The 23971-nt window shown below is 45.5% G+C and carries 21 protein-coding genes; 10 read left to right on the plus strand and 11 right to left on the minus strand.

All coding sequences use genetic code 11. From position 1 onward, the window contains the following. The 3 genes from coxB to lexA form a co-directional block, all read right to left on the minus strand. On the minus strand, window positions 1-1536 hold the full coding sequence (gene coxB / locus H5073_RS03920) for a cytochrome c oxidase subunit II (protein ID WP_182677186.1): 1536 nt from the start codon (window positions 1534-1536) through the stop codon (window positions 1-3). Window positions 1537-1930: 394 nt separating this feature from the next. Beyond that, on the minus strand, window positions 1931-2434 hold the full coding sequence (locus H5073_RS03925) for a cell division inhibitor SulA (RefSeq protein WP_182677188.1): 504 nt from the start codon (window positions 2432-2434) through the stop codon (window positions 1931-1933). After that, the gene (lexA, locus tag H5073_RS03930) at window positions 2431-3048 is read right to left on the minus strand and encodes a transcriptional repressor LexA (RefSeq protein ID WP_182677190.1); all 618 of its coding nucleotides are present in this window, start codon (window positions 3046-3048) and stop codon (window positions 2431-2433) included. Before lexA ends, H5073_RS03925 begins: the two co-directional genes overlap by 4 nt. A gap of 303 nt (window positions 3049-3351) precedes the next feature. On the opposite strand from lexA, the gene plsB reads away from it, so the two are divergent. From plsB to H5073_RS03945, 3 genes are all read left to right on the plus strand, one after another. Further along, window positions 3352-5775, plus strand: coding sequence for a glycerol-3-phosphate 1-O-acyltransferase PlsB (plsB, locus tag H5073_RS03935; RefSeq protein WP_182677192.1), 2424 nt, complete (start codon window positions 3352-3354; stop codon window positions 5773-5775). Further along, window positions 5775-7031 (plus strand): tryptophan permease, encoded by a 1257-nt coding sequence (mtr, locus tag H5073_RS03940; protein WP_182677194.1) that lies wholly within the window; start codon window positions 5775-5777, stop codon window positions 7029-7031. The genes plsB and mtr overlap by 1 nt, the downstream gene beginning before the upstream one ends. A gap of 105 nt (window positions 7032-7136) precedes the next feature. After that, the gene (locus H5073_RS03945) at window positions 7137-7922 is read left to right on the plus strand and encodes a VOC family protein (protein ID WP_182677196.1); all 786 of its coding nucleotides are present in this window, start codon (window positions 7137-7139) and stop codon (window positions 7920-7922) included. A gap of 42 nt (window positions 7923-7964) precedes the next feature. Here the strand turns inward: H5073_RS03945 and H5073_RS03950 are convergent, their stop codons facing one another. Next, window positions 7965-8213 carry a hypothetical protein gene (locus H5073_RS03950; RefSeq protein WP_182677198.1) on the minus strand — a complete coding sequence of 83 codons (249 nt, stop codon included), beginning with the start codon at window positions 8211-8213 and terminating at the stop codon, window positions 7965-7967. A gap of 193 nt (window positions 8214-8406) precedes the next feature. Between H5073_RS03950 and H5073_RS03955 the strand changes: the two genes are divergently transcribed. Both H5073_RS03955 and H5073_RS03960 read left to right on the plus strand, forming a co-directional pair. Then, entirely contained in the window at window positions 8407-8931 is a 525-nt protein-coding gene (locus H5073_RS03955; RefSeq protein WP_182677200.1) for a GNAT family N-acetyltransferase, read from the plus strand. Window positions 8932-8994: 63 nt separating this feature from the next. Beyond that, window positions 8995-9594, plus strand: a complete 600-nt coding sequence (locus H5073_RS03960) for a glutathione S-transferase family protein (RefSeq protein ID WP_182677202.1) — start codon at window positions 8995-8997, stop codon at window positions 9592-9594. Here the strand turns inward: H5073_RS03960 and H5073_RS03965 are convergent. The 4 genes from H5073_RS03965 to H5073_RS03980 all read right to left on the minus strand — a co-directional run bounded on the left by H5073_RS03965 (window position 9591) and on the right by H5073_RS03980 (window position 15217). After that, window positions 9591-9992 carry a hypothetical protein gene (locus tag H5073_RS03965; RefSeq protein ID WP_182677204.1) on the minus strand — a complete coding sequence of 134 codons (402 nt, stop codon included), beginning with the start codon at window positions 9990-9992 and terminating at the stop codon, window positions 9591-9593. The two genes, H5073_RS03960 and H5073_RS03965, sit on opposite strands and share 4 nt — an antisense overlap. 183 nt (window positions 9993-10175) lie before the next feature. Continuing rightward, window positions 10176-13307 carry an efflux RND transporter permease subunit gene (locus H5073_RS03970; protein ID WP_182677206.1) on the minus strand — a complete coding sequence of 1044 codons (3132 nt, stop codon included), beginning with the start codon at window positions 13305-13307 and terminating at the stop codon, window positions 10176-10178. Between the two features lie 11 nt (window positions 13308-13318). Further along, window positions 13319-14689: an efflux RND transporter periplasmic adaptor subunit gene (locus tag H5073_RS03975; RefSeq protein WP_182677208.1), complete on the minus strand. Its 1371-nt coding sequence runs from the start codon at window positions 14687-14689 to the stop codon at window positions 13319-13321. 123 nt (window positions 14690-14812) lie between these two features. After that, a complete protein-coding gene (locus H5073_RS03980) occupies window positions 14813-15217 on the minus strand; it encodes a hypothetical protein (protein ID WP_182677209.1) in 405 nt (134 codons plus the stop codon). Between the two features lie 418 nt (window positions 15218-15635). Here H5073_RS03980 and H5073_RS03985 point away from each other — a divergent pair, with 418 nt between their 5' ends. Further along, the gene (locus H5073_RS03985) at window positions 15636-16199 is read left to right on the plus strand and encodes a NapC/NirT family cytochrome c (RefSeq protein WP_182677211.1); all 564 of its coding nucleotides are present in this window, start codon (window positions 15636-15638) and stop codon (window positions 16197-16199) included. Between the two features lie 124 nt (window positions 16200-16323). Here H5073_RS03985 and rsmD read toward each other — a convergent pair whose 3' ends face one another. After that, the gene (gene rsmD, locus H5073_RS03990; RefSeq protein ID WP_182677213.1) at window positions 16324-16905 is read right to left on the minus strand and encodes a 16S rRNA (guanine(966)-N(2))-methyltransferase RsmD; all 582 of its coding nucleotides are present in this window, start codon (window positions 16903-16905) and stop codon (window positions 16324-16326) included. A gap of 233 nt (window positions 16906-17138) precedes the next feature. On the opposite strand from rsmD, the gene ftsY reads away from it, so the two are divergent. The 4 genes from ftsY (at window position 17139) to rpoH (ending at window position 21250) form a co-directional block, all read left to right on the plus strand. Further along, complete coding sequence (gene ftsY, locus H5073_RS03995; protein WP_182677215.1) at window positions 17139-18464, plus strand: signal recognition particle-docking protein FtsY; 1326 nt, start codon at window positions 17139-17141, stop codon at window positions 18462-18464. 3 nt (window positions 18465-18467) lie between these two features. Continuing rightward, window positions 18468-19154: a cell division ATP-binding protein FtsE gene (gene ftsE / locus H5073_RS04000; protein ID WP_182677217.1), complete on the plus strand. Its 687-nt coding sequence runs from the start codon at window positions 18468-18470 to the stop codon at window positions 19152-19154. Then, complete coding sequence (gene ftsX / locus H5073_RS04005) at window positions 19151-20116, plus strand: permease-like cell division protein FtsX (protein WP_182677219.1); 966 nt, start codon at window positions 19151-19153, stop codon at window positions 20114-20116. Before ftsE ends, ftsX begins: the two co-directional genes overlap by 4 nt. A gap of 279 nt (window positions 20117-20395) precedes the next feature. Continuing rightward, window positions 20396-21250 (plus strand): RNA polymerase sigma factor RpoH, encoded by an 855-nt coding sequence (gene rpoH / locus H5073_RS04010; RefSeq protein ID WP_182677221.1) that lies wholly within the window; start codon window positions 20396-20398, stop codon window positions 21248-21250. A gap of 49 nt (window positions 21251-21299) precedes the next feature. Here the strand turns inward: rpoH and menE are convergent, their stop codons facing one another. Together menE and menC are read right to left on the minus strand one after the other, a co-directional pair. Then, entirely contained in the window at window positions 21300-22799 is a 1500-nt protein-coding gene (menE, locus tag H5073_RS04015; protein WP_182677223.1) for an o-succinylbenzoate--CoA ligase, read from the minus strand. Then, a complete protein-coding gene (gene menC, locus H5073_RS04020) occupies window positions 22796-23962 on the minus strand; it encodes an o-succinylbenzoate synthase (protein WP_182677225.1) in 1167 nt (388 codons plus the stop codon). The genes menE and menC overlap by 4 nt, the downstream gene beginning before the upstream one ends. Between the last annotated feature and the right edge of the window lie 9 nt (window positions 23963-23971).

The raw sequence follows: 23971 nt of genomic DNA on the forward strand, positions 1-23971 counted from the left end.
CTACTGTCCTTGACTGACAACATCAGTTGCCTGTACCACGTCACCACTGTTATTACCCCAAGCGTTACGCTCATAGGTGACAATCGCGGCCAGTTGTTGTGGGCTCAATAGCTTGCCGAAGCCTTGCATTGCCGTACCAGGCTTACCATTTTTCACTATGTCTATGTGGGCAGATACATCACCTTTGATAATGGGACTGCCGATAAGTGAGGGGAATGCACCCGGTATGCCAGCACCCGTAGGTTGATGGCAGGCGGCGCAATAGCTCATATAGACTTGCTCACCTTGTGCCATATGCTCTTCCAAGCTTTTTGGGCTTAAATCAACTGTGGCTGCAACTTCTGGTTCTGCCGCTGCTACCACTTCTGCAGGCTCTTTAACGGGCGTGTCAGTGGCTTCAATTGGGGTACTGACTGCTGAATTTAAGGCATTTACATCAGCAGCTTGCACCGCATCACCAGAGTCATTACCCCAAGCATTACGCTCATAGGTCACCACGGCAGCAACGTCTTTGGCGGTTAACTGCTTACCAAAGGCCTGCATCGCGGTGCCCGCTTTACCATTGACGACAATATTGATGTGATCCATCACAGGTCCATTGATAAGCGGGCTGTTGATGAGTGCAGGAAAGGCCCCTGGCAGACCCGCGCCATTGGGTTGGTGACAAGCAGCGCAGTTTGCCATATAGACCTGCTCGCCACGGGCCATCAATTCCTCAAGAGGCAAGGTTTCGTTAAGTGCGGCTTTGGCAATGGCGGCGGCTTCATCGGCTAGGCGCTTCTGGTCCCCAAGCCAAGTTTCAAAGTCGGCCTCGGATACGGCTTCAACTACGATAGGCATAAAGCCATGGTCCTTTCCGCACAATTCAGCACATTGGCCGCGATAGCTGCCGATTTTATCAATTTTGGTCCAAGCCTCATTGATAAAGCCTGGATTGGCATCTTTCTTCACCGCAAATGCTGGTACCCACCAAGAGTGGATAACATCATCTGAGGTCATTAAGAAACGCACTTTTTGATTAATAGGCAGGACTAAGGGTTTATCCACTTCTAACAGATAGTGTTCGCCTTTAGCTTGTGTGCCAGTGATTTGCTCTTTTGGGGTAGAAAGGACGCTATAAAATTCGATGTCTTTATCGAAGTAGCTGTAATGCCATTTCCATTGGGAGCCGGTTATCTTGATGGTGAGCTCAGCATCACTGGGATCTTCCATAGCAATCAAGGTCTTGGTTGCCGGGATTGCCATGGCGATGAGGATTAGGAATGGCACCACAGTCCAAGCAATTTCAACTTTAGTGCTTTCATGGAAATTGGCCGCGACGGCGCCTTTGGATTTCCTGTGGTAGATCATTGAATAAATCATGATACCAAAGACAACTAGGCCAATGACACAGCAGATATACAAGATGATCATGTGCAGATCGTAGACTTTGCCACTGATCTCGGTCACACCTTGAGTCATATTTAGCGGCATTTCTGATGCCACTAGGGGAGGTGCTAACAGCACCGCGATTAAACTATACAACCATTGCTTCACAAGACTTCTCCTCTGCTAATTGCAATAGCAACTACAAAGAAGAGTCACACAGTAAGTCTCTGCTCTATGCAAACTCTTCGGTTCCCAAAAAAGCTTGATGACTTCAAAGCACCTTGGTGGTTGTTAAGCCTAAAAATGGCTTAGATTAATCTCGTGCGTTTCACCTAGTGCCTACTACAGAAAATATCAATTCTTATTTGACGCTTCATGATCGGCTTATGATTGCCAAATTAAAGCGTTATATTTTTTGTAAATGCTTTGTTAAGAAGCATCCATTGCTTACATTACTTGCAGATTAAATATTGATCAAGATCACTTTTAGATCTAATTCACTGAAAAAAGGTATAAAAAAGCCCCACGTAATACGCAGGGCTTGTGATCTGCTGGTAAAAAATTAGTGGAAAGCACTCAACTGAGTTGTGGTTTTTAATGGCATTTGAGCATTAAGCGCCATGCTTAGGTGTAAGTGAGTGTTCACATCTTCAATGATGACCCCCATGGCCCTAGCACTCTTAGCAACGATTTGCAGACGGCGATTATCACGCTCATCTAATTGCGTTGTCCAAGTAATAACCGCACTGGATGTACCACTTGTGAGAGCTTTTTCCATCGCCCACAGGGTTTCAACTTCATCTTTGGCATGAACTAACAGGATACGATCCATTCTTACGCCCGCTTGGGCTAACTGTTGTTTGTAGTCTGTATGGGGCGGATTTATCAATACAATCCAGCGACCTTGCTGACTCAATACGGCTAATTGGGCACATAACTGGCCTAATTCAGTCGCGCCTTGGGTGCTGCTGCTCAGGGTGGCAATAGCTTGCGAGCTGCTGGCTTGGCTGGGTGTATCTAACCAAAGCCCTGGATGGCGAGGGGCTGTGCCCATTGTTTTTATCATAACCAAGCTCCATTACGTATGACGCCAACAGCAAGCCCTTCAATAGTGAGACTTTGGCAGGTTAAATCGACTTTTATTGGTGCGTATTCTTCATTTTCAGCGTGAAGATAAATCAGGTTACCTTTTTTCTCAAAACGCTTTACCGTGACATCATCTTCCACACGAGCCACCACCACTTGACCATTTTTTGCCTGTTGCATTTTATGTACAGCCAGTAAGTCACCTTCTAAAATGCCAATATTCTTCATGCTGTCACCACGGACACGCAATAAGAAATCTGCAGCTGGCTTAAACATCTGTGGATCAACTTGGAAGTACTGTTCAACATGCTCTTGGGCTAAAATGGGTTCACCAGCGGCAACTTGGCCTATTAAGGGTAAACCGGTCTCGGCCTCTGAATCATCCTGAGTTAAGCGGATCCCCCTAGACGTGCCGGGCATGATCTCGATGCAACCTTTTTTGGCTAATGCTTTTAAATGCTCTTCGGCAGCATTGGCACTTTTAAAACCAAGACGAGTCGCAATCTCGGCACGAGTCGGTGGCATACCTGTATCGGCGATATTGCGTTTAATTAGCTCTAAAATCTCAGTTTGGCGCGGCGTTAAAGGTCTCATGATGAATCCTGTCTTTTTATACAGTGACTGTCATTATATACAGTATGTTTAACCGCGCAAGGTTTAAGCAAATGTTTTTATAACTTTGTCATTAAATTGTTTTTTATTATTGATTTTTAAGGGTTAAGTTTAATTTTTATTATGAGTTGATTTTTGTTTGGTTGGTCTGAGTTGTGGTTTTAATTAGCTTTATGCAGTGTTTTTTAGGTGATTTAATCCTGCAAAAACACACAGAGTAGTGAAAGCGCGATAGATTCTGTTATTCTATGCGGCCACAATCAGCGAGTATGTGTTGCTAAAAACATGTCTAATTACGACTCAATATTTTTAAAATCATTACGTTGGATCCAAAAATGGTTGGTTCAGACCATAGTGGTTCCCCATGATCCTTTGACGGATTTGAATCTAGATCTAAGCAAACCTGTCGTCTATGTGATGAAAACAGAGTCCATTAGTGATCTGGCTGCTTTAAACGGTATTACTGATAGCTTTGGCTTACCTAGCCCTTATGAAGCGCTGACCTTAAATAAGGTGTCTATTGCGCGGGTGGTGTGTTTAGAAGGGCGTAAGCCCATGATTGGCCAACGTGAAGGTGGAGAGAAATTCTTAGACAGTTTCACCCAGCTCTTGGCCCTGCATAAGCAAGATAAGCAACTGGACATTCAACTTGTGCCAGTGAGCCTGTATTGGGGGCGCACCCCAGGCAAAGAAGATGACACCATGAAGGCGGCGGTTTTTGAGCGCGAAAATCCAACATGGCTGCGTAAATTTTTTATGATTTTGTTCTTAGGCCGTCATAATTTTGTGCAGTTTTCTAATGCTGTGTCGTTACGCCACATGGCTGATGAGCATGGCACAGATAAAAGTATTGCCCATAAGCTAGTGCGAGTGGCACGAGTGCATTTTCGTCGTCAGCGTAAGGTAATGACTGGTCCGCTGCTGCCTAACCGCCAAGCATTGTTTACTGCACTATTAAAGTCAGAGTCGGTCAAAAAAGCCATCGAAGAAGAAGCTGCCAGCAAAAAAGTTTCTGTTGATAAAGCTCGGGAAACCGCCATTGTTTATCTTGATGAAATTGCCGCTAATTACTCAGACAGCCTAGTGAGGATTACTGAACGTTTCCTAACGTGGTTATGGAATAAGCTCTACAGTGGCATCAATATCGAGCGCGCTGAGCAGGTCAGACAATTACACCACGATGGCCACGAGATTATCTACGTGCCTTGTCATCGCAGTCACATGGATTACTTGCTGATTTCTTATATTCTCTATTACCAAGGCATGGTGCCACCGCACATAGCTGCAGGAATTAACCTTAACTTCTTCCCCGCAGGCCCTATGTTCCGCCGCGGCGGTGCTTTCTTTATTCGCCGTAGCTTTAACGGTAATAAGCTCTATACCGCAGTATTTCGTGAATATTTAGACCAATTATTTGCTAAAGGTTACTCGGTGGAATATTTCACTGAGGGTGGTCGCTCGCGCACGGGACGTTTATTAGCGCCTAAGACAGGTATGATAGCCATGACCATGAACAGTGTGCTGCGCGGCATTGAGCGCCCAGTGACCTTAGTTCCTGTGTACTTGGGCTACGATCATGTGATGGAAGTGGCGACTTATCATAAAGAGTTAAGTGGTAAGAAAAAAGAGAAAGAATCGCTTTGGCAAGTGTTTGGCGCCATACGTAAACTGGGCAATTTCGGCCAAGGTTATGTTAATTTTGGTGAGCCAATCAACATGCAGAATTTCTTAACCGAGCAAGCGCCGCAGTGGCGCGCTGAACTGGCAAAAGATCCTGAGCAAAAACCAAGCTGGTTTACCCCTGCGGTGAATGTACTGGCAAATCGTGTGATGACCAATATTAATGGCGCCGCCGCGGCCAGTGCCGTGACCTTAACCAGCTTAATTTTATTGGCTTCGGAGCAAAATGCTCTAGAGCGCAGTCAACTTGAGCGTCAGCTGGATCTTTACTTAAATCTACTTAAAAAAGTGCCGTATACCCCGTTTACGTCGGTTGCACAAGGAAGCAGTAAAGAGGTCGTCGATCATTGTTTAGGCTTAAATAAGTTTATTTCGACGAGGGATGCCTTAGGTGAAATTATTTCTATTGACCCTAAGATTGCGGTGACCATGAGCTATTACCGTAACAATATTATCCATCTTATGGTGGTGCCATCGCTTATTGCTAACTGTTTAGTGCAGTACGAGGTTCACAGCAGAAGTGAAATTAAGGCGATAGTTAATGATTTCTATCCGCTACTTCAAGCAGAACTGTTTATGGGTGTCGCTGATTTAGATGCCTACATTGACGACATTATCGACCTATTGATTGTAGAGCAGTTAGTGGAAGAGACGGATAGCCTTCAAATCGTTGAAGCCCATATTTCTCAGCTGTGGTTAATGGCGCAAACCGTCAGTGAAACCTTGCAGCGTTATGCCATTATCTTCAATTTATTGGCCCATAAGCCGAATGTTGAACGTGCTGAACTTGAGAATGATAGCCATCTTTTAGCTCAGCGTTTAGGGGCATTGCATGGCATCACAGCGCCAGAGTTTTATGATAAAAAACTTTATAACACCTTGAGTGTAAAGCTTAAAGAGCTTGGCTACTTAGCCAATGATGACAAGCAAGAAGCAGTATCTCGCATCAGAGATCATGCCAATGGCTTGTTGTGGTCATCGGTTAGGCAAACGATTATCGACAGCGTTGCAGCGGAGCACGGACAATAATGGCTAATCACATGAATGCGGCTAAGCATGGCCAGGGTGGAAAGTCTCTGTTTGGCGGCGCCATGATTATCGCCGGTACCACAGTGGGGGCTGGGATGTTCTCTCTACCTGTTGTGGGTGCGGGCATGTGGTTTGGCTACTCAATGTTGATGCTAGTGGCAGTATGGTTCTGCATGTTGATGTCGGGCTTGTTGCTGTTAGAGGCGAACCTGCATTTTGAGCCAGGGGCGAGCTTCGATACCCTGACACGCCACACTCTAGGGCGTTTTTGGCGCATAGTGAACGGCCTGTCTATCGCGTTTGTGCTGTATATTTTAACCTATGCCTATATCAGCGGTGGTGGCTCTATCGTTAACCACAGCTTAGGGACCTTGGGCTTAAGTTTGCCCCAAAGCGTCGCAGGTTTAGTATTTGCCTTAGTGTTGGCGTTGGTGGTGCTAATAAGCACTAAAGCTGTGGATAGGATAACTAGCATAATGCTGGGTGGCATGGTGTTAACTTTTTTCCTTGCCATAGGTAATTTACTGCTTGAAATTGACATGCAAAAGCTTATCGAACCTGATGGTGATGCCAGCTATATTCCTTATCTGTTTGCGGCAATTCCCTTTGGACTCGCCAGTTTTGGCTACCATGGCAACGTGCCAAGTTTAGTTAAATATTACGGCAAAGATCCCAGCACCATAGTTAAAGCTATCTGCTTAGGTACCTGTATTGCCTTGGTGATTTATAGCTGTTGGTTGGTGGCAACCATGGGTAATATTCCTCGCAGTGTCTTTGCCGATATTATTGCCAAAGGCGGCAATATGGGGGTGCTTGTGGCCTCACTATCAGAGGTTATTTCAAGCGCTTGGCTTAGCAATATGTTGACCTTATTTGCCAACCTTGCGGTGGCCTCATCCTTTCTCGGGGTGACCTTAGGTTTGTTTGACTACCTTGCCGATTTATTTGATTTTGACGATAGTCGTTTAGGGCGTTTAAAGACAGCAGCAGTGACCTTTATTCCACCGACAGTGTTGGGGTTGTTATTCCCTAACGGCTTCTTGATGGCCATAGGCTTTGCCGCGTTGGCAGCGACCATTTGGGCCGTTATCGTACCTGCGTTACTCGCTTACAAGGTGAGACAAATTTCTCCTGATTATGGCGGTTTTAAAGTACCCGGCGGTACGCCACTGATTATCTTAGTGGTGTCTTTTGGGGCGATCACCGCCACTTGTCATCTCCTTGCAATGGCCGATATTTTGCCTGTTTACCGTTAAGTAGTTAGGTTTTATCGATAAAAAAGTCTTCTTTTGAAGACTTTTTTGCTTTTCTGGGCTTTTTTGTCTTAACTGTTTGAAGTTGCAATTAATTAAGGGCAGATTATGAAAGTCACACACTATCGTCAGGGTGAGCCTTGTTGGGCAGAGCTTGCTAGCCATGATTGGCAAGGGGCTAAAGCCTTTTATCAAAAATTATTTGGCTGGAATGGTTTCGATATGCCAATGCCAGAAGGCAACTATACTATGCTGCAAATCGACAATGACGATGTGGCTGCTTTATATCAAATGCCCGTAGACATGGTAGAAAATTCGCCGACCCACTGGACTGTGTATTTTGCGGTAGACGACTTGCCAGCGACGGTTGCAAAGGTGCAACAAGCCGGTGGGCAACTGCTTATTGGTCCCCATGCAGTGGGAGAGGCGGGTAAGATGGCAGTATTTGCTGATCCTGAAGGTAGCCGCTTTGCTGTTTGGGAAGCGATTAATCATATTGGCATTAAGCGAAGCCAAGAAAACAATGCTCTATGCTGGGTAGAATTGGCGTGTCGCGATACTGCTAAAGCGAAAGATTTCTACAGCCAAGCTTTTGGCTGGCAATGCAAATTGGCCAATATGCCCGCCTTTGAATATAACGAATGGTACGTCGATGAGCGCGCCATAGGTGGCATGATGGCAATGACAGAAGAGTGGGGGGACATGCCTACCCACTGGATGCTCTATTTTGCGGTAGAAGATTGCGATGCTATCGCCGCTAAAGCTGCAGCTAATGGTGGCAAAATATGTGTACCGCCAACGGATATCGACAATGTCGGCCGTTTTTCAGTGCTCGCCGATCCCCAAGGCGGGGTGTTTTCTGTGATAACTCTCAAAGATGACGTTTATAAATAAGGTGTTTATTCGCCATTATTAAGGGGATTATGGAAACCGAGCTTAATTACTATTTTTGGATTGAGCTCGTGAAATTGACCCCTTAATGGCTTGTACTTGTGCATCACAAGCGTCTTTACTCTCACCTTTCATGTCTTCACATCTTTGCGGTGCCTTTTCTTTTTCAGTCAGCCATGTAACACCATGAATGACTCCACTGAGTACACATTCTGTGGCATCATCACAATGGCTGGGCTGGCTACTGCATCCTGAGGCTAAAGCAAATAAACAGGCTAGGGATATCCATTTCATAAATTTCTGTTCCAATATCAAAAAAGACAACTTCACGTACCGGTAGGTACTTAATTTTGTTGAGTATATGCAGCTTTCTCATTTCTGTCAGGTTAGCATTTAACAGTTTCTTATTCGATGTTTTTATATTTTACCTATCATGTTTATGATACAAACATAATCGCAAAAATCATCATAGAAGTACTGGGGCGTTATGATAATTAGATTAGTGACAGCCGATGATGCCGCGGCCCTGCGGGATTTTCATTTAAGCAACAGTGCCCACCTGATGCCGTGGGAACCACTGCGCCCACCCGAGTTTCATTCTCTTCAGGCGTGGAGTGAGAGATTATTAGCCCGAGAAACCGAGCAAGAGGCGGGATTAGCTTTTTATTTCATCGGCTTAAATTCAGACGATGGTCAGATTATCGCATGCTGTTCTTTAACCAATATCATCAGAGGCGCCTTTCAAGCCTGTTACATGGGTTATTGTATTGCTGAGTCGTACCAAGGCAAAGGCTTGATGAAAATCCTCTGCGCACATGCCATAGAATATGCCTTTAATCAGCTTGGTTTGAATAGAGTGATGGCCAATTATATGCCGAGCAATGTTAGATCTGCGTTATTGCTCAGACAGCTAGGTTTTAACGAAGAAGGACGCGCCGTAAAATACCTCAAAATTAATGGCCGCTTTGAAGATCATATTTTAACTGCCAAGGTTAATCCTTTAACCTGCTAGGTTAATGAGATTTATTTTATCTTGGTCAATTTACAGCTGGCTACTTATTTGAAAGGATACAAAATGAAGCTTTATGGGGATTCTCGTTCTGGTAATTGTTATAAAATTCAGTTGCTTTTGTCATTATTGTCTCGCGATTACACTTGGTGTGAACTTGATATTCTCAAAGGTGATACTCAAACGCTTGAGTTTGTTAACATGAATCCCAATGGCAAAATCCCTCTGCTGGAATTAGACGACGGACGGTTTTTATCTGAGTCGAATGCCATTTTAGGCTACCTCGCCGAAGGTTCGGTATTAGTACCACAAGATCTGTATCTTAAGGCCAAAGTCTATGAGTGGATGTTCTTCGAGCAATATAGCCACGAGCCTTGCATTGCTGTGGCGAGATTCATTCAGCAATATTTGAATCTGCCTAACGAGCGCACTGAAGAATATCAAGCCTTGCAGCTCAAAGGCCATAAGGCGCTGGCCATTATGCAGCAGCAGTTAATCCAGTCTGAGTATTTAGTGGGGAATGTGTTTAGCTTGGCCGATATTGCCCTTTACGCTTATACCCATGTGGCAGATGAGGGCGGCTTTGACTTAGCACAATACCCGAAAATCCAAGCTTGGTGTCTACGTATTGAGAGTCAAAGCGGATATCGTAAAATGGGTGTTTAATTCAGCTGGCTTTCTTCCTGAGTATGATGATAAAAATAGTATAAATCCCCGATAGTAATGCTAATCACCACCACAGAAAATAATGCAAGGTCTCCCCAGATATAAAAGGAAGTCGACATAAAGAAAGGCAAAAAACAGAACACAGAAGTTATGCTATTTGTTACAGGCGAGAAAAACCTATCTAGGCACGAATCAAGTTTCATTCCCAAAATTTTATGCATCATATAAATATCGATAAAGACATATATACAGATGAAAAATGCTCCAGCATAAAAATTATCTGCATTTGGCATTTCATACCCTTTATAGATATCAAAGAGCAAACCAATCATTAACGATACTGTGATAAAAAATGCTGCTCTCTTGTTTAAGATTTTTTCCTGAAATAAATTCGACATGGTGAGTCCCTGTTCCCAGATGCATACCAAGATAGACTCGATATTGAGTCATTAGTTTTGCTATTCGCTTGTTAAGCTAACTTGATGTTTTAGCTATAATATTACGTATCGTACTCATAAGTAAAACGCAGTGCATGAAAAAGCCAGTTGGCAGTACCAACTGGCTTAATAAAAATCACTAACTTATTTACCCAATTTTCTGCCATAGATAAGCAGGTAGATGGCCGGGATAACAAACAGAGATAGTAACGGTGCAGTCACCATACCGCCCACCATAGGGGCGGCGATTTTTTGCATCACTTCATTGCCCGTACCACTGCCCCACATGATAGGCAATAAACCAAAGAAGATGGTGGCGACCGTCATGGCTTTAGGGCGAATGCGCATCACGGCGCCTTCAATTAACGCTTGGCGTAAATCCTCTTGATTGCGCATTAAGCCCTTGTCTTTATGGGCCTTGATGCTGTTGTTTAAGTAGACCTGCATCACTACCCCAAATTCGGCGGCAACCCCAGCTAGGGCTATCATGCCCACAGACACTGCCACAGACAGGTTGTAGTCGAGTAGAAACAACAGCCAAGCGCTGCCCACTAAGGCAAACGGCAGGCTGAGCATAATCACCGACGCCTGCACTAGGGAGTTAAAAGTGAGCATAAGCAAGATGAAAATCACTGCGACCATCACAGGGATCACCAGCTGCATCTTAGCTTCCACTCTTTGCATGTACTCGTATTGTCCGGCAAAGCTGTAGCTATAACGTGGCGGTAACTTCACTTGGTCATTCAGGGCACTCTTGGCCTGCTTGATGTAATCGCCGACTGAAATATCTTTTAAATCGACAAATACCCAAGAGATTAATCTGCCATTTTCGCTGGCAAGCATTGGCGGGCCATCGGTGATTTTTAAGCTAGCAAGATTACTTAACGGAATGTATTTACCGGTTTTTGTCAGTACAGGTAAATCTTTAAGCTTTTCTATGTTGTCTCTTAGCTCCCTTGGGTAGCGAATATTAATCGGGTAACGCTCTTGTCCTTGAATGGATTCGCCGACTTTCGTGCCGCCAATGGCAATTTGCACCACATCTTGAATGTCTTTCAGAGTCATGCCATAGCGGGCAGCCATCTTAAGATCCGGGGTGATATCAATATAGCGGCCGCCGCTGGTGCGCTGGGCAAATGCTGACTGTGTACCGGGAAGCTTGCTGACTATGGCTTCAATTTGAGTGCCTATGGCTTCAAGTTCAGCCACGTTCGCCCCCGAAATTTTAATCCCCACAGGGGTGCGAACGCCGGTGGATAACATGTCGATGCGCGTCTTAATGGGCTGCACCCAAGCATTGGTCATTCCAGGAATTTTAACTGTCTGCTGCAATTCACTGATGATGCCCTCAAGGGTCATGCCGTCACGCCATTCTTCCTTGGGGCGCAGCATAATAGTGGTTTCCAGCATGGTTAAGGGGGCTGGATCTGTCGCTGTAACCGCGCGGCCCACTTTGCCAAAGACTCGTTTCACCTCGGGCACTGTTTTTATCAAACGGTCAGTTTGCTGCAAAATTTCAGCAGCCTTGCCCGGGCTCACGCTGGGCAGGGTGGTGGGCATGTAGAGTAAGTCGCCTTCTTCTAATGCAGGCATAAATTCAGAACCTAGCTGGCTCATGGGGAAGTAGGCACTGCCCAAAGCCAGTAGCGCGGCTACCAAGGTTATCTTAGGATGGCGCAGCACTAAGTTCAGGCTAGGCTGGTAGAGGGCGATAAGCAGTCGGCTTAACGGATTTTTGCGTTCATCGGGAATATTGCCGCGAACGAAATAACCCATCAACACAGGGATAAGGGTAATCGCAAGTAAAGCCGAGGCTGCCATAGCAAATGACTTAGCAAATGCTAAAGGATGGAACAAGCGGCCTTCTTGCGCCTCTAGTGCAAACACAGGAATAAAGCTTAATGTAATGATAAGTAAGCTAAAAAATAGTGCTGGTCCCACCTCGACCGCAGACTCTTTAATCAACTGCCAATGGGCTTCACCTTCGGGTGGTTTGCCGTGTTGCTCGCGGTAGTGCTCCAAGTGTTTATGGGCATTTTCCACCATCACAATGGCGGCATCTACCACAGCGCCGATGGCAATAGCGATACCGCCTAGGCTCATGATATTGGCGTTAACCCCCATCATTTTCATGCCAATAAAGCTTATCAAGATTGATAGTGGCAAAGAAATAAACGCCACTAACGTAGAGCGAGCATGAAGCAAGAAGATGAGGCAGACAAAACCCACCACTAGCATCTCTTCAATCACCTTATTTTTCAGGTTATCGACTGAGTTAAGGATAAGTTGCGAGCGATCGTAAGTGACCACTAACTCTATGCCTTCAGGTAAGCCGCTCGCGACTTGGGCAAGTTTGGCTTTTACATTGTCTATGGTGGCAAGAGCATTGCCGCCGTAGCGCATCACCACTATGCCGCCAACCACTTCCCCTTGACCATCAAGCTCTGCGATGCCGCGCCTTGCCGCAGGTCCCGTGCGTAGCTGGGCCACATCTTTCATCAACACAGGCGTGCCGGCTTCGGATAAAATCCCTAAAGGAATTTCGGCAAAATCTTCAATGGTTTGCCTGTAGCCTGAAGAAGTTATCATGTATTCGGCTTCGGCCATTTCGATGACTGAGCCGCCGACCGAGCTATTTGAATCCCTTAAGGCGTTTTGTATGCTGGATAAGTCAATTTGGTACAGTGCCAGCTTATGGGGGTCGATAACCACTTGGTAAGCTTGCTCCATGCCGCCTATGGTCGCCACTTCAGACACGCCTTCAACGCTTTGTAATTCAAGCTTTAAAAACCAGTCTTGCAGTGATCTCAGCTGGGCTAAATCATGGGTGCCTTTGCGATCAACCAAAGCATATTGAAACACCCAGCCGACCCCAGAGGCATCTGGGCCAAGAGAAGGCACAACCCCAGGTGGTAGCTGACCTTGAGTTTGAGATAAATATTCTAATACCCGTGAGCGCGCCCAATAAATGTCTGTGCCATCTTCAAAAATGATATAAACGAAGGAATCGCCGAACATGGAAAAGCCTCGCACCGTCTTAGCTCCTGGTACCGCTAACATGGCGGTCGACAGAGGATAAGTGATTTGATCTTCCACTAATTGCGGCGCTTGCCCTGGATAGGAGGTTTTGACTATCACTTGCACATCAGATAAATCTGGCAAAGCATCCAAAGGTAAGGTGCGCATGGCTTGATAGCCGAGCAAGGCTACGATTAAAGTCAGTAACAACACCATGGCGCGGTGATTAATGGCAGCGCTGATAATTTTAGCTAACATAATAGCGCTCCTTAGCGGCCGTGACCGGCATGGGGGTCTGGCTGAACATCTGGTTGTGCCCCTGCTGGTGTATTGCCGCTTAAGCGCTGCAAGCTGCCCTGAATACTGGCTTCAGAATCCAATAGGAATTGCCCTGACACCACCACATGATCCCCTTCCTTAAGGCCTTCGATAATCTCAGCTTGCCCTTGAGATAAGATCCCCACTTTTACCGTGATAGAGCTAAAACCAGTGGCTTCACGTTGTACAACAACACGATTTTCACGGCCAGTTAAGATCAAGGCTTCGGTGGGGATAGTGATGACATTGTGCTTTGGACCGCCAAACAGAGAGACATCCACTAAAGTGCCGGGTCGTAGCAATTCATTGGGGTTATTAAGCTTTAATCTGACGCGCATGGCACGAGTGACAGTATCAAGTTCGGGGTAGATGTAATCTATGCTTGTTGGCAAATCGAACAGGCCTTGAGCCGCCGCAGTGACCTCGGCGCCACGACCGACATCGAGCCAGCTTTGTTCATTTTCAAACACATCGGCAATCACCCATACCGTGGCGATATCGACCAATTCAACCAAGGTGCTACCGGGTTGTATATACATGCCTTCACGTAAAGCCAGCTGGCTTACAATGCCATCCTGTGGCGCATAAAAGGGCATCTTATAGATGGTATTACCACTGGTTTCCAGTTGAGTAATCAAATGATCGGCAACCCCGAGTAAGGCTAAGCGCTGGCGGGCTTTTTGCTTTAATATAGCGCCGCGTTTTTTATCTTGCTTAAAATAGTCCAGCGCTTGCATATAATCATCTTGTGCATTGATAAGCTCTGGTGAATACAGCTCATACATCAGCTGGCCTTTGGCAACTTTTTGGCCCATGTTGTGCACTTTTACTGTTTCAACCCAGCCGGTGATGCGGGTGTGCATATGGCTGATGGCATCTTGATTGTATTCCACCGTGCCTATGGTTTTAACAAAGCGATATAAACTGCCTTTTTTTACCATTTGTGAGCGCATTCCAAGGGCTTGCTGCATGCCGCCCGAAACGCCAACCACGATTTCCTCTGCTGCAGCGCCCAAGGTGACTTGCTCTAAGTTCATACCACAAATAGGGCAAGTTGCGGGAGTTTCTGAAATAACATGGGGGTGCATGGGGCAGACATATTTGACCTTGCCCATATTCTGAGACGATTTATCCGCAGTAGCAGTCAATGGCGCTGGACGGGCATTAAATAACTTGTCGCCATTCTCTATTTGTCCATGCTCATGCTGTAGGTGTTCGCCTTGAGGCTCGGCGGCGGCACTGGTCTGAAGGACAAAGGTTTGCAGCAAAAGTGGCAATAATAGCAAGGTGCTACTTAGGCTTAAGGAGTGGGTGTTTTTCATAGAAACCTCGACATTGATGTCGTTATAACAAAATACTGTAGCGGTTTTCTAACTGCGCAATCAGGCAGTAGAAGAGGCTACTAACTAGCGTGCCAATGTTTAATTGGCGTCAGTCATGGTTTGTTAAATTATCGGCGGTCTAAAGGCTGGAGCAGGTGCTTGAGAGGTAAAGTCGTGACGCACGAAGCCTAAGCTGGTTTGCGGCGCAATTTTAGGCACCTTGATATTTGTCGTAAACAGGGTCGCTGCCATGGCAAGACTGAGGCAATGATTGCAATCTAGGTTACATTTATGGGGGCCATCGCAGCAACTAGGGGGCGAGGGCTCACTCATGTTCAGCGCTGAATCGTGGCATTTCATCTCAGCCTGCATCAGCATAGGAGCAGAGCTCTGTGAACTATCCATAGCGACTGACATATTTTCAGCTTGGGTCGGCATTATACTGTAGCCATTAGCCATCACACCTTGCCCAAGGAGGGACAATAAGGTGAATAAGATGAATACATGGCGGAGCAGATTAAGCTTCATAAGCTTCCATAGCAAAGGATTCTAAGTTGGATATCATAGCGCAATGTTTGTGGTCTTGAGTCTATCACAAGTCTAGCCCGTTAATAGACCGAGTATGGAGGAAATTAATTTCTGCTACTTCAGTTTATCTTTGCCCCGTGAGTTTATTGCCCCGCGGGGTTAGATTCAGTGTAACTGTGGCTATTCGAATATCGACCCAATAAGTCGATCTAGGTCGCATTCTGAATAAAAAAATCGATTTATTCCCTTAACAATCAGTATTTATTATCAATATTCTCCCTAAAACCTCATACACTGATTGTATAAAAATAAAGCATAATAATGAGTGTGGTTTGGCCGCAGCGATCATGGATAGATTTATGGTGAGTGTCCATTGTCTTAGTTGGCTAACGGGTGACGAGCAGCAGGGAGGTGTGTAATGAGTTGGAGAAAAATAACTAAACCTAGTAGTCAATATTCGGTATTACTCTTGTTAGTGGTGGGCATCATCGTTGGTGTTGTCGGTTATTTTACCGTGCAACAGACGCTGCACATTACCAGTAGTGATGCGTTTTGCATGACCTGTCACAGCAATCACTCCTTAAAAGAGGAAGTGCTGGCTTCGAGCCATGGTGGCAGTAAAAGTGGGGTGGTGGTGGAGTGTCAGCAGTGCCATTTACCTCAAGAGCCATTGAACTACTTAATTAAGAAAATAATTGTCTCTAAAGACGTGATTGGCTTTTTGACCATAGAGAATTTTAATACTCAAGCATGGCTCGAAGAGAACCGCAAAGCTCAAGCGGATATTGCGCGGGATTACCTTCGCTCAATCGATTCATCCACTTGCCAAAACTGCCATAAACGCATTTATGAAGATCAGCCTGAAGCCATGAATAATATGGCGGTGCGCATGCATCATAAAAACAGTAAGAAGGTGCCACCAGAAAGACAAACCTGTATCGATTGTCATAAGGGCATAGTTCACCCATATCCAGAGACTTAAGCTCGCGGCGGGTATAAATATCGGGGTTGCTTTTGCTGTAGCTTTTAAGCGGGTATAAGTCAGAGGCTGGAGAGGCATCAATATCAACACTTACCTTAGCGCTAAGGTAAGTGTTTTTTTATGGTTATTGCCTGGGACTGTATTGAAAAAGTCGATAGCTCACTTGACCGGCAGTCTTATGTTTAAGCTCTAACCAATCAGCTGGAATAACCAGTTGGCTGAGTTCAGACTCAGTTTCAAGGTAGATAAGCGCCTCAGGTTTAAGCCAATCATGTTCGCTTAATAATGCCATGGTGGCATTGGCTAACCCTTTACGAAATGGTGGGTCGATAAATACGATATCAAAGCCTTCAGTGCTGCCTTGCTTGAGCAAGCTTAAAGTATCCCCATTGATGACCTCAGCATCCAAGCAATTTAAGCTAGCAAAATTTTGCTTTAATTGCTGCGCAGCACTTTTTTGCAGTTCAAACACTTTGGCAAAACTGGCATAGCGAGACAAAGCCTCAAGACACAATGCGCCGCTACCAGCAAAGCAGTCCAGCACTCGTGCGCCCTTGATCTCTGGGGCGAGCCAATTAAATAAGGTTTCACGCACCCTGTCCGTTGTTGGCCTAAGGCCCTCAAGATCATGGATAGGTAGGCGGCGGGAGCGCCACTGGCCGGAAATAATTCTCACCTGACCGCTGGCTGGCTTATTTTTGGTCATTTATGCCTCGTGATTTTGCCTGAACTCAGAAAGTGGTAGACTAGGCCACCCTGTCAATGGGGGCGTTATTCTACCTCAAAATAACCATAAGGGCGTAAGTTTACTGCACCTTGATTGGATATAGTGTAAATTCGACTTAAGCGAATGACATAAAACGAATTTAGATTAAAGTCGCCTCGACATTGAGCATTTATTCACCCATTTATTTTATATATAGAGCATTGGTAGCAGACATGGCAAAGAAAGGCTTTTTTTCCTGGTTTCGTAAAGATAAAACCGTAGATGAAACCGATGCAGTACAAACTGAATCCGTTAATGAATCAGCTGTAGCAGAGCAGCAGAACGCAGCAGAGCAAGCCGCTCAAGCAGAAGCTGCCCGTTTACAAGCTGAACAAGTTCAAGCGGAGCAAGACAGGCTGGCTCAAGAGCAAATTGCTAAAGAATTGGCCGCCGCTCAAGCAGCTCAAGCAGAAACAGCCCGTTTACAAGCTGAACAAGCTCAAGTAGAGCAAGACAAACAGACCCAAGAGCAAGTTCAAATCCCAGCCGTCGATGAAGCAGAAAACATTCAAGATGAGCCGCAGCAAAAGCCAGTTAAAGAAGGCTTATTTGCCCGTTTAAAGCGTGGCTTGATGCGCACCAGTGAGAATATCGGCAGTGGTTTTATTGGCTTATTTAAAGACAAAAAAATCGATGATGATCTATTCGAAGAATTGGAAGAGCAACTGTTGATTGCCGATGTGGGGGTTGAAACCACCACTAAGCTTATTGCTAAATTGACCGAGCATGCGTCACGTAAGCAGCTTAAAAATGCCGAAGCCTTATATGATCTGATGCGTGATGAAATGCAAAAAACACTAGAGCCTGTGGCGATCCCTTTAGTGCCTGATAATAGCGACGGGCCATTTGTTATTCTAATGGTGGGCGTGAATGGTGTTGGTAAGACGACCACTATAGGCAAGCTTGCTAAGCAGTACCAAAGCCAAGGTAAAACCGTGATGTTAGCGGCAGGCGATACTTTCCGCGCTGCAGCTGTTGAGCAATTACAAGTCTGGGGTCAGCGTAATAATATTCCAGTGGTAGCACAGCACACTGGCGCCGACAGTGCCTCGGTATTGTTTGATGCATTCCAAGCGGCTAAGTCTCGTAAAGTGGATGTGTTAATTGCCGATACTGCAGGGCGCTTACAGAATAAAGCCCATTTGATGGAAGAGCTTAAGAAAGTTGTCCGAGTAATGAAAAAGCTCGACCCCGCGGCGCCTCATGAAGTTATGCTGACGTTAGACGCCAGCACTGGCCAGAATGCCATTAGCCAAGCACAGCTGTTTCAAGAAGCGGTTGGCGTGACGGGCATCACCTTAACCAAATTAGACGGTACGGCGAAAGGCGGAGTAATTTTTGCCATCGCGGATAAATTCTCTATTCCCATCCGTCATATTGGTGTGGGTGAGCAAATTGATGATTTACGCACCTTTAACGCCGCTGATTTTATTGAAGCGCTGTTTACTCATGATGGAGCTACTCATGACGGCGTGAGTCAAGCCAAGGTAGGACAGTAATCCATGATCCAATTCGAGAAGGTCAGTAAAGTTTATTCTGGAGGCCAAACCGCTTTATCTGAGGTGAACTTTCATCTTAGACAGGGGGAAATGGCTTTTTTAACTGGCCACTCGGGCGCGGGTAAAAGTACCTTGCTTAAACTTATTACTGTGATTGAGCGTGCAAGTGCAGGTCGAGTGGCGATTAATGGCTATGATATTGCCAGGATCGGCCCTAAACATGTGCCATTTTTGCGTCGTCATATCGGGATGATTTTTCAAAACCATCATCTATTAATGGAGAAAAGTGTGTTCGATAATGTGGCCTTGCCATTGATCATCGAAGGCTTTAGTCACGGTGAAATCCGCAAGCGAGTTGCCGGCGCACTGGATATGGTTGGACTTTACGGAAAAGAGCGTCATCTGCCGATTATGCTATCCGGTGGTGAGCAGCAAAGGGTGGGTATCGCTCGTGCCATTGTGAATAAACCACCACTACTATTAGCCGATGAGCCAACAGGTAACTTAGATCCTAAGTTGTCGATGGACATTTTACGTCTGTTTGAAACCTTCAATGATGCTGGCACTAGCGTACTTATCGCCACCCATGATTTAGGCTTAATTGCGCGGATGAAATACCGCACTTTTACTCTGCGCCAAGGGCGAATGCTGGATAATCATGAGATTGGTCAACAAGGGGGCAGCGCATGAGTAAGAAAATGAAGCTGACCCAAAGTAAATTGCCTTTAAGTGGCCGTATTGTAATGTTTTTTGTGCGCCACGTGCAGCAAGGCATGGCGAGTATGGGCGAATTATGGCGCGATCCTGTTGCCTCGGTAATGACCATGGCGGTGTTGGGCGTTAGTTTGAGCTTGCCAGCAGCCTTACAGGTCTTAGTCAAAAATGCCGAGACAGTCACCGAGTCTTGGACCGATGCCGCTGAAATTTCATTATTTATTAAAGAAAAGCGCAGTGAGCAGTCCATCCAAAGCCTTATTGCTCGAGTAAAATCATTTCCAGAAGTGGATGGCATCAGCTATATCAATCGTGACCAAGCGTTAGAAGAGTTCCAGCGATTATCAGGCTTTGGTGAAGCGCTGGCTTACTTGGATGAAAACCCGTTACCCGCTGTAGTCACAGTCACGCCCTCGGCAAAACATTCAAGTCCAGTGGCGGCCCGTGAGCTACTGAGAAAGCTTGAACGTGAACCAGAGGTGAGTTTCGGCCGCTTAGATATCGAGTGGCTTGAGAAACTACAAGCCATACTGGCATTGCTGGAACGTACCGTATTGGCCATCGCTTTATTGTTGGTATTGGCGGTGATCTTGGTTATCGGTAATACCATACGTTTAGCCATTATGAATCGGCGCACCGAAATTGAAATCATGAAACTCGTCGGTGCCACTGAGGCCTTTATTCAACGACCGTTTCTTTATACTGGGATTTGGTATGGAGTAATAGGTGGCATATTGGCGTGGTTTATTATTAATATTTTAGTCTGGTATCTTGATGGCGCTTTAGCGCAGTTGTTGGGTTTATATGGCAGCGAACTTGAGATCCAAGGTTTGAGTTTTAGCGAATTAATCTACCTTATCCTTATGGCTTCATTCTTAGGTTGGTTTGGCTCTTATTTATCGGTACGTAAGCATCTTAGGGCCATAGAGCCCTCGTAGTTTATTGCAGATATGCTTAGGTTGCTGAAAGTTATTCTTATTCACTCAGGTTAATAAAAGTTAATTGATAACTTAAGGTGCAAAAGTTGACATATGATGTCAGATAAGGAATAGTTCATCAGCAAAATATGATGAATCAAGTAAATAGATCTAAACTAAAAGAGCAAGTTAACAAGCAATATCTTGTTTAATTTGAGCTTTATTGAAAGTTTTTCATTAGTACTTGGGTCAGTAGTAATACTTTTAGTTGTTTTAACCGCAAGGTTTGTAGGAGCGCGAATGACTTTTCAAACGCAATCAATGTCACTGACAGTCCCAAGGGGCAGTAGTAGTCTTGAGGCTTATATCCAATCAGTAACTAGCATTAACATGTTAGCAGCAGAGGATGAGCAAGAGCTGGCTAGGCGTTTACAGGAAACTGGTGACCTACAAGCGGCAAGGCAATTGATTATGTCGCATTTACGCTTTGTAGTACACGTAGCTAAAGGTTATGCCGGTTATGGCTTGCCTCAGGCTGACCTTATTCAAGAAGGTAATATTGGCCTGATGAAAGCGGTAAAGCGTTTCGACCCAGATGTGGGCGTGCGTCTAGTCTCTTTTGCTGTGCATTGGATTAAAGCTGAAATTCATGAATATGTGCTTAAAAACTGGCGCATAGTTAAGGTTGCTACCACTAAAGCGCAACGCAAACTCTTCTTTAATATCCGTAAATCGAAAAAGCGTTTAGGTTGGTTCAGCGATGCTGAAGTGACTATGGTGGCAGAAAATTTAGGGGTATCCAAAGCCGATGTGACCGAAATGGAGTCACGGATGGCGGCGCAAGATCCTGCATTCGATATTGCCAGCGACAACGATGATGAAACCGATTTTTCTCCAGTGCATTATCTTGAAGATCATTCATCCGATGTGGCCCAGCAAGTGGAAAATGCCAATTGGGAATCTAATTCTCAATCAAGGTTGTTTTCCGCCATTAAAACCTTAGACGAGCGTAGCCAGCATATTCTGCAAGCCCGTTGGTTAGATGATGATAAAACTACCTTGCAAGACTTAGCAGAAACTTATCAAGTTTCAGCGGAGCGCATTAGACAGCTTGAAAAAAATGCCATGAATAAGCTTAAGGCTTGCATGGAATAATCAATCCTAGGATTGATAGCGACATTAAAACCTGCCTCGGCAGGTTTTTTTATGGCTGTTTTTTATGCTCATCAGATTGGATCGCAGCCTTAACTAGTTGGCGTCTTGGCAGCTTAAGGCCATTTGTCGCTACATTAGGCCAAGGGTAATATTGCCGTGGACATTTAAAACTGGCGATATGCTGTTCTAGAAAACGCTTGATACTTAATGAAGCTTGAGCTGAAAGCGCATCTTCCACCCAAGCCGTGGCGAGTTGGCCGTGGCAGCGAATGATAGCGACCGGAAGCTGACCAAACTTAGTATCTGCTTGGGCAAACACTAGCGCCTCATCAATCTCTGGGTGACGCTTAAGCGCTGCCTCAACTTCTTCTGGGTGCAGATTCTCACCGCCACAAATAAACATATTACCAGCACGGCCAAGAAGCGTGAGTTGCCCTTGTTCATCAAATGTTGCCTTATCGTCAGTGCAAAACCAGCCTTGGTTATCCACAGGCAGTGACAGCGCAAGCGTTGTAGGCTGTAAATAGCCAAGGCATAAACTGCTGCCCCGCACCCAGAGTGTGCCAGCCACCAATTTGAGCTCATTTCCTACAAGAGGCACCCCGAGCGGTGCAGTATCGACTTGAGTTAAGCAAGCTGTGGTTATCTGTGAGCTCATCTCCGTCATGCCATAACTGATAAAGCTGTTAATCTTTAGCTGTTTAAGTGTGTTAATTAAACGCTTATCAATTTGACCGCCCCCTAAAAGCAGCGCTTTGATTGAGCTTAATTCTGCCTCAGTTTGAACGAGTAAATCATGTAATTGAGCCGACACTAAGGACAGATGACTAATGCTATCTTGCTGAATTTGCTGTGCCATCGATAACTCAGGTTTGACTAGCACCACAGATGCGCCAGCTAAGGCGCAGCGGTGAAGTATCGCCAGTCCACCAATATGAAATAACGGCAAGCTCAGCAGCCAGCTGTCGGTTGGTGCAAGGGGGATGAGTTTGGCTGAGCCCTTAGCACTCAAAATATGATTGCTGAAGCTGTGCATCACAGCTTTGGCTTTACCGCTGGAGCCTGAAGTTAAGATAAGGCTGACCGGCTGCATGGGCTCGATTAATGTGGTATTGAGTAATGTCTGAGTAGTAAGGGCTTCAGTCGATCTTACTGGCAGATTATCTGAGTTTAGTGTGAGCAGGTTTAAGCTAGGTAAATCAATCGGCTGGCTACGGGGACTGTTAAACTCAGGCCGTTCAGTCCAATAAAAATCAACTGCAAAATCATTAAGCAGCTCATTGATTTGGCCGTTAGGGAAGCGAGGCGAGATAGGGAAAAATATCACCTTAGCCTCAACACAGGCCCAATAGAGGCAAATAAGCGTCGCGCTGTTGTGAGCAATACACCCTAAGCGCCCCCCAGGTTTTAGCCCTTGCTCTTTCAGAGATTGAGCGATTAAACGGGCCTGCTGGTAAAGCGCGGCGTAACTTATCTTTCCCATGGGTGAGGTAATTGCAGTACTGTGAGGGTTAGCTAAAGCCATTTGCTGCAACGGAGAATGCATCATCTTAATGGCTCTTGGTGTCTGAGCTGCAGCAGTAATTGGCTCACTTGTGGATTAAGTTGTGTCATGGCCGCCTCTGCAGTCAACATCGCTTCTTTTGCCAAGCCATTGCCTTCTTTCAAATTAGTGCTTTGAGCAAAGCTGGCGTGTTGATTTTCCTCTAAGTAATACAAAGGTTCGCTAAAGCTTGCCAAAGTATCAAGCCCTGGGGTGTCATCAGGGGTGAGCCAGTTGGCGAGCAGGCGTAAATCGCTTATCGCGAGTGGGCTCTCAAGGCTTGAGCTTATGATACAGCGCACCCCGGACTCTTGGGCCAATTGGATTAAGCTTTGTAGCGCGCTTAAATTGCCTAATAGGGTAGGCTTTATCACTAAAGTGTTAAGCCCTAACTGAGGAGTAAAGCGATAGCTTGGATCGTTCAGGCTTTCATCTAAGGCGTAACCTATGCCTAATGCCTTAAATAGCAAGATGTTGTCTTCAGGGTTTTGACAAGGCTCTTCAATATAATCAATGGCGTTTTTAGGCAGGCAAGCTAAAAAATCAATGGCTTGAGACAAGCTAAAACCACGATTAGCATCGAGACGGAGTTTAATATCAGGTTTGATTTTTAGCACTTGATAAATAAAGTTAATCTCATCTTCTGTTGCAATTTGAGCGACTTTTATTTTGATGAAATGGTCTTGCTTTGTCAGTGATGTCAGTTGCTGCTTTAAGCTGGCCTGTTGCTCTAGCGAATCCGGATTAGTCACAGGGCATAATAGCTTTTGAGTGGCCAACGGCTTTGCAAAACATCCAGGCGGCCAAGGGTGACGGAGTTTATGGCACAGCAAGCTTAGACCGAAAGCCAGCGAGGGAATATGGCTATATTGCTTGGCGATGTTTTCCAGCGCACAGCTGTCTTGACCTATAAGTTGCGGTAATAGCACGCTTAATTGCTGCTCAACTTGCGCTAATGATTCTTGGCTAAAACCTGTTATGGGCCTATTGTCGATATCCAGACCTGACAGCGGCGCTATCTCTACTCTCTCTACTTTGGCAGTTTTTTTATGTTCTAATCTTATGGTCAATATTAACCCTGAGCGACAATCGATACGCTGGCGCGCCACCATTAAATGAGGCTTAAGGGCTATTTGATAGCGATGTAAGTCTATGGCCTTAATGATCATCCATGCCTC

Source organism: Shewanella sp. SR44-3, assembly GCF_014163735.1.
GTDB lineage: Bacteria > Pseudomonadota > Gammaproteobacteria > Enterobacterales > Shewanellaceae > Shewanella.